General features: G+C 66.1%; 8 protein-coding genes. All 8 read right to left on the bottom strand.

The window, feature by feature from the left end; all coding sequences use genetic code 11:
- Window positions 1-178: 178 nt before the first annotated feature.
- The gene (locus tag ABIB78_RS26010) at window positions 179-3,493 is read right to left on the bottom strand and encodes a carboxyl transferase domain-containing protein (protein WP_429029445.1); all 3,315 of its coding nucleotides are present in this window, start codon (window positions 3,491-3,493) and stop codon (window positions 179-181) included.
- A gap of 17 nt (window positions 3,494-3,510) precedes the next feature.
- Window positions 3,511-4,395, bottom strand: coding sequence for an ABC transporter permease (locus ABIB78_RS26005; protein WP_429029444.1), 885 nt, complete (start codon window positions 4,393-4,395; stop codon window positions 3,511-3,513).
- Window positions 4,392-5,348 carry an ABC transporter permease gene (locus ABIB78_RS26000; protein WP_429029443.1) on the bottom strand — a complete coding sequence of 319 codons (957 nt, stop codon included), beginning with the start codon at window positions 5,346-5,348 and terminating at the stop codon, window positions 4,392-4,394. Before ABIB78_RS26000 ends, ABIB78_RS26005 begins: the two co-directional genes overlap by 4 nt.
- A 3-nt stretch (window positions 5,349-5,351) precedes the next feature.
- A complete protein-coding gene (locus tag ABIB78_RS25995) occupies window positions 5,352-6,899 on the bottom strand; it encodes an ABC transporter substrate-binding protein (RefSeq protein WP_429029442.1) in 1,548 nt (515 codons plus the stop codon).
- A gap of 75 nt (window positions 6,900-6,974) precedes the next feature.
- Window positions 6,975-7,979, bottom strand: coding sequence for an ABC transporter ATP-binding protein (locus ABIB78_RS25990; RefSeq protein WP_429029441.1), 1,005 nt, complete (start codon window positions 7,977-7,979; stop codon window positions 6,975-6,977).
- A complete protein-coding gene (locus ABIB78_RS25985) occupies window positions 7,976-9,052 on the bottom strand; it encodes an ABC transporter ATP-binding protein (RefSeq protein WP_429029440.1) in 1,077 nt (358 codons plus the stop codon). Before ABIB78_RS25985 ends, ABIB78_RS25990 begins: the two co-directional genes overlap by 4 nt.
- Entirely contained in the window at window positions 9,052-11,484 is a 2,433-nt protein-coding gene (locus ABIB78_RS25980; protein ID WP_429029439.1) for a CaiB/BaiF CoA transferase family protein, read from the bottom strand. Before ABIB78_RS25980 ends, ABIB78_RS25985 begins: the two co-directional genes overlap by 1 nt.
- Before the next feature lie 173 nt (window positions 11,485-11,657).
- Window positions 11,658-13,094: an amidohydrolase family protein gene (locus ABIB78_RS25975; RefSeq protein WP_429029438.1), complete on the bottom strand. Its 1,437-nt coding sequence runs from the start codon at window positions 13,092-13,094 to the stop codon at window positions 11,658-11,660.
- Window positions 13,095-13,096: the final 2 nt, after the last annotated feature.

Raw genomic sequence — 13,096 nt, 5'->3', positions numbered from 1 at the left:
GAGGCATATGTTCGAGAGGCATATGTCCGCATTCTCGCGACATGAATTGTCCGAGTTTTTCCTTTCGTTATGTCGCACCTTGCGCCTCCCGCCCGTCATTCCAGGGCTCGCGTAGCGTGAGCCCGGAATGACGGAGAGAGAATGAAGCGCGCCCCGGACTGACGGCGTGGAGAGATCATCACCACGCATCGATGCACGGCCGCTTGCGATGCGTGCGCGGCTCGGGCTTCGGCACCGAGCGCAGGCCGGCCATGATCCAGTGCCTGGTGTCGGCGGGGTCGATCACCTCGTCGATCTCGAGCACCGAGGCGATCGAGACCGCCTTGCCGTTGGCGTAGAGTTCGGCGACCTTGGTCTGGAAATACTTCTCGCGCTCGACCGGGTCCTCGATCGCCTCCATCTCCTTGCGGAAGCCGAGCCGGACATAGCCTTCCAGGCCCATGCCGCCGAATTCGCCGGTCGGCCATGCCACCGTGAAGAACGAGGCGTGGAAGCCGCCGCCGATCATCGATTGCGCGCCGAGACCGTAGCCCTTGCGCAGCACGACGCCGAACAGCGGCACCGTGATGCTGGCGCCGGTGACGAACATCCGCGCGACGTGGCGCACGATCGCAGTCTTCTCGGCCTCGGGGCCGACCATGAAGCCCGGCGTGTCGCACAGCGAGACGATCGGGATGTCGAAGGCGTCGCAGAGCTGCATGAAGCGCGCGGCCTTGTCGCCGGCCGCAGCGTCGATCGCGCCGCCGAGATGCTTTGGATTGTTGGCGATCAGGCCGAACGGCTTGCCCTCGATCCGGATCAAGGCCGTGATCATGCCGACGCCGAAATCGCGCCGGATCTCCAGCACGGAGCCCTGGTCGGCGATCAGGTCGATCACGTTGCGGATGTCGTAGACCCGCAGGCGATTTTCGGGAATCGCACGGCGCAGCAGCCGCTGGTCCGGCGCGGTCCAGTCCTGCACCGCGCCCTGGAAATAGGACAGGTATTTCTGCGCCGCCGTCGTGGCTTCGGCCTCGTCCTCGACCAGGATGTCAATCACGCCGTTCGGCGACTGGAACGAGACAGGGCCGACCTCGGCCGGATGGTAGACGCCGAGCCCGCCGCCCTCGATCATCGCCGGACCGCCCATGCCGATCGAGGCGTTCCTGGTGGCGATGATGACGTCGCAGACGCCGAGCATCGCGGCGTTGCCGGCGAAGCAATAGCCGGAGACCACGCCGACCACGGGCACGAGCCCGGAGAGCTTTGCGAACTGCACGAAGGACGGCCCGTCGAGGCCGGTCATGCCGAGCCGGTCGGTATCGCCGGGACGGCCGCCGCCGCCCTCGGCGTAGAATACCAGCGGCATGCGCCACTGCTCGGCAAGACCGAGCATGCGGTCGATCTTCTTGTGGTTCATATGGCCTTGCGTGCCGGCGAGCACGGTGTAGTCGTACGAAATCACCATGCAGCGCGCGCCGTCGGCGCCGAAGTCCTTGGCGTTGACGGTGGCGACGCCTGATATCAGGCCGTCGGCCGGCGTGTTCTTGATGAGGTCCTCGACCTTGCGGCGGCGGCGTTGCGCCGCGATCGCAAGCGAGCCGTATTCGACGAACGAGCCCTCGTCGACCAGCTGGGCGATGTTCTCGCGCGCGGTGCGCTGGTTGGTCTTGCGGCGGCGCTCCACCGAGGCCGGGCGGTTCTGGTCCAGCGTGATCGCCTTGCGCGCGATCAGCTCGGCCAAATCAGGGCGGATGTGATCGAGATCGATCGCGGCCTCTTCCGCCGCGTGATGGCCGTCGACCTCGGCAGGCTCGAGAAACAGGATCGGCTCGCCATGCATCAGGGTGACGCCGACACCGCCCGCGATTTTCGTCACCCGGCCGCCATGTGGTGCTGTGACGAGATGCTCCATCTTCATCGATTCCAGCACCGCGATCTGCTGGCCGGGACGGACCAGATCGCCCTCCGCGACCTCGATCGCCACGATCGTGCCCTGCAACGGCGCGGGCACCGGGAGCGATCCCTCGGGCGCTGTTTCAGTGGCGACGGCTTTGGTCGCGGCCGCTTCGTTCACCTCGACCAGCGGCGCGGCGAGATCCCTGGCCGCGCCGACCAGCGCTGCGACATGGGTATCGATGAAGCTGGTGCTGATCTTGTTCCTGGCAAAGCTCTGGTGCGCCAGCACTGCGCCGAGGAACGGAATGTTGGTAGCGACGCCGCCGATCCGGAATTCGCGCAAGGTGCGCGCCGCCTTGTGCACCACGTCTGTCCACTTTTGGCTCGGCGAATGTACGATGACTTTTGCCAGCAGCGAGTCGAACGCGGCACTGGTCCTGTAGCCGGAATAGCCGAACGTGTCGACGCGGACGCCGGGGCCCGACGGCAGGTCGAACACACTGAGCGCGCCGCCGGTCGGCTTCGTCATCCCCTTCTCGTCCATCACCTCCATGTTGACGCGGAGCTGCATGGCATAGCCGCGCGGCAGCGGCACAGCGGACTGCGCCAGCCCGAGTGAGGCCAGCGTGGCACCGGCGGCAACGGCGAGCTGCGCGCGCACGAGGTCGATGCCGAGCACTTCCTGGGTGACGGTATGCTCGACCTGGAGCCGCGGATTGGCCTCGATGAAAGCGAAGGCGCCCTCGCCTTCCCCCTTGCTTTCCTCTGCCTCGTCATCGACCAGGAATTCGAAAGTGCCGAGACTGTCGTAGCGCGCGGCGGACGCGAGCTGCTTTGCCGCCTCGATGATGCGGGAGCGCAGACCGTCGCTCAGCGACGGGCTCGGCGCCACCTCGATGAGCTTCTGGTTGCGGCGCTGGATGGTGCATTCGCGCTCCCAGAGATGGCTGGTCGCGCCATGACGATCGCCGATGATCTGCACTTCGATATGACGCGCTTTCCGGATCAGCCGCTCGACATAGACCGCATCGTTGCCGAACGCCGCCCTGGCCTCGGACTGGCAGCGCGCATAGGCTTCATCGAGCTTCGCTGTGTCCTCGACCACCCGCATGCCGCGTCCGCCGCCGCCGGCGATCGCCTTGATCATCACGGCGGCGTTGGCGCCGAGCGAGGTGAAGAAGGCCTTGGCCTCGTCGAGCGAGGTCGCACCCGAGGTGCCGGCGATAACAGGCACGCCGCATGTCTTGGCCAGTGCCTTTGCCTTGGCCTTGTCGCCGAACAGATCGAGCGCCTCCGGCGACGGGCCGACGAAGATGATCTTTTCCTCGGCGCAGTGCCGCGCAAGCTGCGTGTTCTCGCTGAGGAAGCCATAGCCCGGATGCAGCGCGTCACAGCCTGCGGCCTTGGCGGCCTCAATCATGCCCTCGATGTCCAGATACGCGCGCGCGCCACGGCCGGGCACCTCGCGGGCCTCGTCGGCGGCGCGGACATGGAGCGAGGCCGCATCATCGGCGGGATAAATAGCAACAGTCGTGATGCCGCTCTCGGCAGCGGCGCGGGCAATGCGGATCGCGATCTCACCGCGGTTGGCAATCAGCAATTTCTTGAAGGACATGACAATTCCACCTGAGGTCAACGATCCTTCATCGTGGGATCGAGCACGACACGCAAGGACTCCCCAAGCGCATTGAACGCCAGGGAGACGACGAGAATGGCAAGGCCCGGCGCGTACATCTGCTCCGGGGCGATCTCCATATATTGATAGGCGCGCGCCAGCATGGCGCCCCAACTCGGCTCCGGCGGCTGGATGCCGAGGCCGAGGAACGACAGGCTGGCCTCGGCCAAGAGCGCTGCGGCGAGCAGCAAGGTTACCTGCACGATGACCGGCTGCAGCGTGTTCGGCAGCACGTGGCGCCACAGCACATGCCAGGTCGGTGCGCCGAAGCCCCTCGACGCATCGACATAGAGCTCCTGCCGCACGATCAGCGTGCGGGCGCGGACGATCCGCGCCAGCGCCGGGAACATCGTGATGCCGACCGCGATCATGCCGTTGGTGAGCCCGATGCCGAGCGCGCCGGTCACCGCGATCGCCAGCACGATGGCGGGGAACGACAGGAAGGTGTCGATGATGCGGCTGATGATGTCGTCGATCCAGCCGCCGAAATAACCGGCGATCAGGCCGACCGGCAGCCCGATCGCAACCGCGACGCCGACCGCAAGCAGGCTGGCATAGACGGTGGCCGGCGCGCCGTAGATCAGGCGCGAGAAGATATCGCGGCCGAGATCGTCGGTACCGAGCAGATGCAGCGGCCCCGGCGGCGCCAGCATGTTGTTGACGTCCTGCGCGGTCGGCGGATACGGCGCGATCCAGGGCGCGCCGATCGCGACGATGACAAGCACCAGCAGCACCAGGATCGACAGCGCCGCGCGCAAATCGCCGACGAGCCAGCGCGCGAGGCGGCGCAGCCGAGTCGGCTTTGCGGGCGCCTTGAGCGGAGCGAGCGCCATGTCGGTCATTGCTCGATCCTCGGATCGACCGCGGCACAGAGCAGGTCGGTGACCAGGTTCACGACGATGACGACGACCACCATGGTGAACACGACGCCCTGCACGATCGGGAAATCGCGCTGGATCGCACCGCGCACGATCAGGCTGCCGAGGCCGGGAATGGCAAACACCGCCTCGATCACGACGGTCGCCGCCAGCATGCGGTTGACCAACAGGCTGATGATCGTGAGCAGATTGACGCCGACATTCTTCAGGCCGTGCTGCCAGAGGATGCGGGACATCGACAGCCCCTTGGCGTGCAGCGTGCGGACATATTGCGACGACAGCACTTCCAGCAGCGCGCCGCGCAGCTGGCGCGCGACTTCGGCCATGCCATAGGCCGCGATCGCGATGCCCGGCAGCAGCGCGTGTCGGATCGCATCAATCGGCGAGGCGCTAAAGGATTTTGCGCCGGTCGCCGGCAGCCAGTTCAGCTTCAGCGAGAGCTCCGCCACCAGGATCATCGCGAGCCAGAAGCCGGGGACCGCGACGCCGAGCGACGCAAGCACACTGATCAGTTTGTCGACCCAGCCGTTGGGCTTGATCGCGGCCATCACGCCCATCGGAATGCCGGTGACCAGCGCCAGCACCAGCGCGATCACGACGATCAAGAGCGTGTTCGGGAAGGCGCGGCCGATCGAATCCGCGACCTTCTCGCCGGTCAAGAGCGATTGCGAGAGATCGCCCTGCGCGACATGGCCGAGCCAGGCGCCATATTGCACCAGGAACGGCCGGTCGAGGCCGTAGATTTTCCTGATCTCGGTGATCCGCGCGTCGGTCGCGTTGTCGCCGGCGAGCGTCACGGCGATGTCGCCCGGCACCAGCTTGAGCAGCGCAAACACCATGAAGGTCGCGAGCAGGATCACGGGCAGCGCCTGCACGAGACGGCTGCCGATGACCTTGACTGGTGACCGTCGCGCCATGGTTCAGCCTTCCAGCCAGACGTCGTCGTATTTCGGCTTGCCGAGCAGGTTCGGCCGATAGCCCTGCACCTTCTTGTTCATGGCGACGAGCTCGAACTGGAACGCCAGCGGCACCACGAAGGCGTTCTCCATCACCAGCCGCTGCACGGTGGAGAAGGCCTTGCGCCTGACCTCGATGTCCTCCGAAGCGCGCGACGCCTTGATCGCGGCTTCGAGCTCGCCCGGCACCGGCGCGCGGCCGCCGTTGTAATAGGCATCCTTGGTGAACATCAAAGAATAGGTCAGGCTCGGGTCGGGCCGCCCGGTCCATGCTGCAAGCAGGCCGGAGCCCTTCTTCTCCGGACCGAAGAACGCGGCCGAGGCTTCCGCGATCGGTGCGTTGACGAAACGAACGTTCATGCCGGCCTTGCGGAACTGCTCGATCAGAATCTCCTCGCGCTGCACCGAATCCTGATCCGAATAGCCGCCGATCTCGATCGGCGTGCCGTCCTTGAAGCCGGCTTCTGCAAGCAGCTTGCGCGCTCTGTCGGGATCGTAGGGATAGAGTTTTGCGACCTCGGAATCATAGGCCCAGTGCGCCTTCGGCAGGTTCATGTAGGCCGGCTCGGCGAGGCCGGCGAGTGCGGCCTTGACGAAAGACTCGCGGTCGATCGCGAAGTTCAGCGCCTGGCGCACCTTGACGTTGTCGAACGGCGGCTTGGCCCAATTCAGGAAGATCTGGAACACGTAGAGCGTCGGGCCGTGGACCACCTTGACGCTCGAGGCGCGCTCGATGATCATCTTCTGCCGCGGCGGCAGCTGATAGATCAGGTCGTTCTGACCCGCCGTGACCGAGCGGGCGCCGGTGGTGAGCTCCGGAATGATCGAGAACTCGATGCCATCGGGAAGCGGCCGGTCCGGCTTCCAGTATTTCTCGTTGCGCTTGACCACGATCTTCTCGCCATCGGCCCAGCTCACGAACGCGTAGGCGCCGGCGCCGACCGGCTTGCGCGTCACGACGCCGCCCTCGGCCGCCTTCAACGCAGTCGGCGACACCATCATGCCGGCGCGATCGGAGAGAATGCCGGGGAGCGCGGTATCCGGCGTCTTCAGCTTCAGCGTCACCTGTTGCGGACCGGTGACATCGACCGAGGCGACCGACAGCAGATCGGCCTTGATGTTCGACTTCGCATCGCTCCGGTTGCGATCGAGGTTGAACTTGACGGCTTCCGCATCGAGCGCCGTGCCGTCGTGGAAGGTGACGCCGGCGCGGATGTCGAGCACCAGCGTGGTTGGATCGGTGAACTTCCAGCTTTCGGCAAGCCCGGGCTTCGGCTTCAGCGTGTCGAACTCCCACTCGGTCAGCGTGTCATACATCGTGAACAGGAAGGCGTGGTCGGAGCCGGCGCCGCCGGTCGCCGGATCGAGGCTCGACGGGTTGGCCGGCGCGGAGATGCGCAAGGTGCCGCCCTTCTTCGGCGTCGCTTGCGCGAACGCGCGGCCGGCGATGGTCGTGCTGGCCAACGCGCCCGAGATCAGCGCCATGGCCTCGCGTCGTGTCGTCGTTGTCATGGCGTTGTCTCCGGTGTTGTTCGTTTGGTGCATGATCTTGTCGGAAAACCGCTTCACACTTTTCCGGATCATGCTCTAGTTCGGCGAAAAATTCGGGCGGTCGGCGAAATGGCAGGCCACCCAGTGATCGGGCTTCAGCTCGCGCCACTCCGGCACACGGTCGGTGCAGAGCGGCTGCGCGTGCGGGCAGCGGGTGCGGAAGCGGCAACCCGACGGCGGATCGATCGGGCTCGGCACCTCGCCCTGCAGCACGATGCGGCTCTCCTGCCGCATCGACGACGGCAGCGGCCGCGGCTCGGCCGAGAGCAGCGCGATTGTGTAGGGATGCAGCGGCCGCTCGGCGACCTCTTCGGTCGGCCCGAGCTCGACGAACCGGCCGAGATACATCACCGCGACGCGCTCGCTGATATGCGAGACCACGGAGAGGTCATGCGTGATGAAGACGTAGGTCAGCCCGAGGTCGCGCTGCAGATCGGCAAACAGGTTGAGCACGTCGCCGCGGATCGACATGTCGAGCGCGGCCACCACCTCGTCGCAAACGATCAGTTTCGGCCTCAAGGTCAGCGCACGGGCGATCACCACGCGCTGCTTCTGGCCGCCGGAGAGCTGGTGCGGATAGCGCTCGCCGAATTCCTGCGGCAGCCCGACCCGCTCCAGCGCTTCCCGCGCCTGCCGTTCCCGCTCGGCGCGACCGCCGATACCGGCAAGTTCCAGCGGCTCCAGCACCGAGGCCAGGATCGTCATGCGCGGGTTCAGCGCGGCGTTCGGATCCTGGAAGATGATCTGGTAGTCGCGGCGATGGTTCTGAAACTCTTTGCGCGACAGGGCCGTTGGGTCGATGCCGCCATGCAGGATGGCGCCGGCGCTGGGCTTCAGCAGAAACACCAGCGCGCGGCCGATCGTGGTCTTGCCCGAGCCGGATTCGCCGATGATGCCGAAGGTCTCGCCGCGGCGGACGTCGAAGTTGACGCCGTCGACCGCCTTCACGGTGGTGCGGCGGTCCGAGGTCTGGAAGTGGACCTGGAGGTCGCGCACCGAGATGATGGCATCGTGGCTGGGCTCGACAGCGGCTTCGGTCATTGTCGCGCAACCTTGGCGCTCGTGGCAGTATCCGGCGGGTGCAGCGCGCCCGGCAGATTGAGCTCGGCAAAGCGCCAGCAGCGCACTCTTCTACCGCCGCCGGCGTTCTGCAGTGTCTGCTCGGCCTCGCAGCCCTTGGCCGCATGTGCGCAGCGGGCGCGGAAACGGCAGCCATTCGGCATCTCCGCGATCGACGGCACCCGGCCCGGGATCGACGGCAGCCGGCCGTGGCGCGGGCTTAGATGCGGCAGCGAGCGCAGCAGCCCTGACGTATAGGGATGCAGCGGCCGCACCAGCGCTTCGTCGACGGTGGCGTCCTCGATCACCTCGCCGGCATACATCGTGATCATCCGCGTACAGGTCTCGGCGACGACGCCGAGATCGTGGGTGATCAGCATCAGCGCGGTGCGCGATGTCTCGCTGATGTCGCGCAGCAGTTCAAGGATCTGCGCCTGCACGGTGACGTCGAGCGCCGTGGTCGGCTCGTCCGCGATCAGCAGCTGCGGCCCGCAGATCAGGCTCGCTGCGATCATGACGCGCTGGCGCATGCCGCCGGAGAGCTGGTGCGGATAGTCGTCGATCCGCCGTTCGGGCGAGGCGATGCCGACGCGGCGGAGGATCTCCAGCGTCTTCGCGCGCGCTTCCTCATAACTGACATCGGTGTGAACGCGCAGTGTCTCCGCGATCTGGTGGCCGACGGTGAAGACCGGATCGAGTGCGCTCATCGGCTCCTGAAAGATCATCGCGATGCGCTTGCCCCTGATCGCGCGCATCTGCCGCGCGCTGCAGGATGCGAGATCGATGCCGTCGAACAGGATCTTGCCGTCGAGGCCGGCAAAATTGCCCGGCAACAGCCGCAGGATCGATAGCCCAGTGATGGTCTTGCCGCAGCCGCTCTCGCCGACGATGCCGACGCGCTCGCCGGGCGCGATGTCGAAATCGATTCGGCGCGTCGCCTGCCAGATGCCCTGCGCGGTCTTGAAACGAATGCCGAGCCCGCGCACGGACAGCAGCGGCCGCGCGCTATCGCGCGCACCCTCCGCCCTGCGCTGTGCCGGCTGGCCTGCCTCCATTAACCCGCCGCCCGCTTCTTCTCTTTCACCAGCTGCTCCTCCATCAGCATCTCGGTGCCGATGATGCCCTCGCTTGTGAGCTCTTCAAGTTCGGCGTCGGAGAGGCCAAGCATGCCGCCGAGGATTTCGCGGTTGTGCTCGCCGAGCGTCGGCGGAACCGAGCGGATCATGAACGGCGCATCGCCCTCGCGAAACGGCATCGATGGCTGCGGATGTTGTCCGATGAAGGCGCGGTCGACTTGCTGGATGAAATCGCGGGCGTGGAGCTGCGGATCGTCAAGGAGATCGATCGGCAACCGCGCGACGCCGGAGGCGACACTGGCGCCTTGCAGCTCGGTCATTGCAGCGTCCGCATCGCGCGCCGAGGTCCAGGCCGTGATCGCAGCCTCGATTTCGGTTTCGATGGTGCGGCGGCCCGCGGCCGTCTCGAGCGCCTCGTCCTCGGCCCAGTCCTCGCGGCCGAGCAGCCGCGCGAGCTTGGGCCACATGGCGTCATCGGACACCGCGACCACGATCCAGTTGTCCTCGCCAGCGCAGCGAAAGCAGCCATGCGGCACGAAGTCCGGATGGCGGTTGCCGTATTTCGTCGGCTCGCTGCCGTCGATCGAATGCGCGACGATCCAGGGCGCGGCAAACGGCATCATGCATTCGATCTGCGCGAGATCGATGAACTGCCCCTGCCCCGTGAGCTTCGCGTGGATCAGCGCGGTCAGCACCGCGGCAGCGCCGTTGAGGCCGCCGACAGCGTCACCGAACGCCGTGTGGCTCATCACCGGAGGCCCGCCGGTATTGCCGATCACGCTCGGCAGACCGGAGCCCTGCTCCAGGGTCGAGCCATAGGCGCGGCAGTCGCGATGCACGCTGCCGGCGCCGAACGCCGACATCGACATCATCACGAGCTTCGGATTGATTTTGCTCAGCACGTCGTAGCCGAGCCCGAGCTTGGGCAGCACCTCGACCGAATAATTGTCGACTACAAGGTCGGCATCGGCGAGCAGGCGTTTTGCCAGCGCAAGCCCCTTCGGCCGGGTCAGGTCGAGCGTGATGCCGCGCTTGTTGCGGTTCATGATGCAGTAACGCACCGACTTCTCGTACATCTGCTCCAGCACGTAGGCCGGACGGCGGTCGACGCCGCGCCACCAGTCCGGATACTGGGTCGCCTCGATCTTGATGACGTCGGCGCCGAGATCGGCGAGCGTGCGGGTGCAGATCGGTCCGGCCCAGCCCATCGAGAAATCGACGACCCGGATGCCTTCGAGCGGCAAGCGCCTGGTTGCAGCAGGCTTGGGCATCGGCGCACGCGGCGCGGCCTCGCGGCCGGCCTGTTGCTCGCCAATGTCAGGCACAAGGCCGCCGCGCAGCGGCGGCGTTCCCGTCAGCCGCTGCATCGTGCCGGCGGAAAACCCGGCCTCGTCGCCGACCATGATCGGGACGATGGCGCCGCGGGCGCGCTTCTCCTCATCGGCGATGAGATCGGATATCTCGGGCACCGGCACGATCGGGATCTTGCGCTCGAGGCCTTCGGCAAACCATTCCTGCGCGGTGCGCTGCTTCAGCTTCGGCAGGATCCTGCCCTCGATCTCGGCGACATGACGCAGCCGGTCGACACCCATCACCAGCGTCGGATCGTCGCGCAAATCGTTGAGCCCAAGCATCTCGCAGAACGCGCGCCACTGTGCCGGGGTCACCGTGGTGACGCCGAGCCAGCCCCGCTTGGTCTCGTAGATGCCGACCGGAAAGGTCGGCCAGAACCGGTTGATGCCGATCCGCCGCATGATGTCGCCGCGCTGGAGCGCCTCGAACATGATGTATTCGGTGACGGCGATGCTGGCCTCGAACAGGCTGAGATGGCTGGTGCACCCGCGCCCATCCTGCATCCGCCCGAGCACCGACGACGCGGCCGCGATGAAGCCCCATAGTCCGCCCAAGATTCCGGTCTGGAAATCCGGGGCGTGCATCGGCGGCCCCTGCTCGGGTCCCACCAGCTTCACGAGCCCGGTGAGCGCGCGGATCGTGGCGTCCGTCGCCGCATAGTCGGCATATGGACCGCGATCGCCGAACCAGGCGAGGTCGAGATGGATCAGGCCCGGATTGTCCCGCTTGATCGCATCGAGATCGATGTCGGGACAATCCGCCGCAGCGATGCCGCGCCCGTCAAGCAGGACGTCAGAGGTTGCGATGAGCTCGCGCAGGCGCGATGCGGCACCTGCCTCATTTCCGTCGAGGACGATGCTCGATTTGTTGAAATTGAGAAACGCAAACCAGGCGCTGTGGCCGTGCGGCGTCAGCGGCGCGACACGACGCAGCGGATCGCCCGCCGGCGGCTCGACCTTCTGCACATCGGCGCCGAAATCGGCAAACAGCCGCGCGCAATAGCTGGTCGCCGCAGCACTTCCGATCTCGACAATCCGCAGATGCGACAACGCGCCCATCAGGCTTCCTCGCGACAACATGACCAGCCGGTGACAGCGACTGATTCAGTTTCTTGTTGCCTGAACTTGAAGCCGCGCCGACTGTGTGATGCAAGTGGAATTTTCTTCCGCTTGACGGAATAAGTCAGCGTTTGACTGGACTTGTTGCTCGGCGCGAAACGAAGATTGTGCAGCTAATTGCAGGTGAGCTGCGCGTCGAACCAGTGTTGCAGTGAGTTCGATAGTCGCGGCCATGCGCGCAAGACATGCGCGTATGTGGCAGCGTTCGCGCGGTAGATGCCGCGCAGTTCCTGCTCAATGCCGGGAAGATCAACACCGAGGCACCGGCCGGCCTTGGCGACGCTGCGACCATCGACCACAAGCTCATTGACCAGCGACGCATTGCCGCGCGCGAACAGCAAGTCGAGCGGATCGGCATCAAGAACCTGATCGCGCTCGAGGCGGCCAAGATCGATGCTGACGAAATCAGCCGGCGCGCCGACAGCAAGCTCGCCCGTGCCCGGCGCACCGGTGGCGCGGCGGCCATTGCGGACGGCGAGCGTGAAGAATTCCTGAGCAGTCCAGGTGCGCTTGAAGCCGAGACCACCGTGCATCATCTGCACCAGCCGCATCTCGCGCAGCACATCGTCATCCTCATCGAGCGCCAGGCCATCGACGCCGACGGCAATCGCGCAGCCGCAAGCGTGCGCCGCCGCGATCGGCGCCAGCCCGGAGCGCAGATGCAGGTTCGAGGAGAAATTGGTGACGATGCGCGCGCCTGACGCCGCGATCATCTCGATCTCGTCGGGCCGGGCGTGGACGCAATGCGCGAGCGTCAGCCGTTCCGAGAGGAAGCCGATGTCGCGGAGATAGCGGACGATCCCATCGGGGAAATGCTGGTCGGCCCAGGCGCGCTGATAGATCGTCTCGAGCAGATGCATGTGGATACGGCGGCCGGTGTGCGCGGAGTTTTCCGCGACTGCCTCGAGCAGCGGCTTCGAGCACCACTGTACCCCCGCGGGTCCGAGCTGCACGTCGACCTTCGGCCCGCCGATCGCCGTAGCGATCGCATCGGTCAGCTCGATATAGGCCCTCGGCGACATCGGAGCACGAACGAACAGCTGTTCGATCGTCTGGCGGTCCTCGCGCGGCAGAGCGGACAGCACCGGTTCGCTGTCGCCATAGACGATCGGATTCTGGTCACGTACCGCGATCGCAAAGGCGATGCGGATGCCGATATCGCCGGCGGCACGGCCGATCGCCTTGACCTCCTCGAGCAGCGGCATGGTGCCGCTCGGGCGGGTGTAGTGCACCATCATCGCCGCGCAGCCCGCCTGCGCCGCGCGTGCCAGTGCGGAGGCTGCGGTCAAATAGGGATCGACCGGCGTACCCACCACTGTGCGCAGGATCCAGCTTTCCAGCGGCATGCCGACCGCGCCGAACGCAGATGCCCGCGGGCGGGCGTGGTCGTGGGCATTGACGAAGGCAGGAAGGATGAGGGCATGCGGGGCGGTGTCCGGGGCTGCCGCTTCCGAGATGTTGGTGATGATGCCGCAGTCGTGATGGAGCACGACGTCATTGCGGACGCCGCGGTTGGGGCTGGAGAACAAACGGGTTGCCGTGACGTCCATCG

It is taken from the genome of Bradyrhizobium sp. I1.14.4 (assembly GCF_050435825.1).
GTDB lineage: Bacteria > Pseudomonadota > Alphaproteobacteria > Rhizobiales > Xanthobacteraceae > Bradyrhizobium.
The sequence above is the reverse complement of the archived record's forward strand: the minus strand, read 5'-3'. Positions and strand labels throughout refer to the sequence as shown.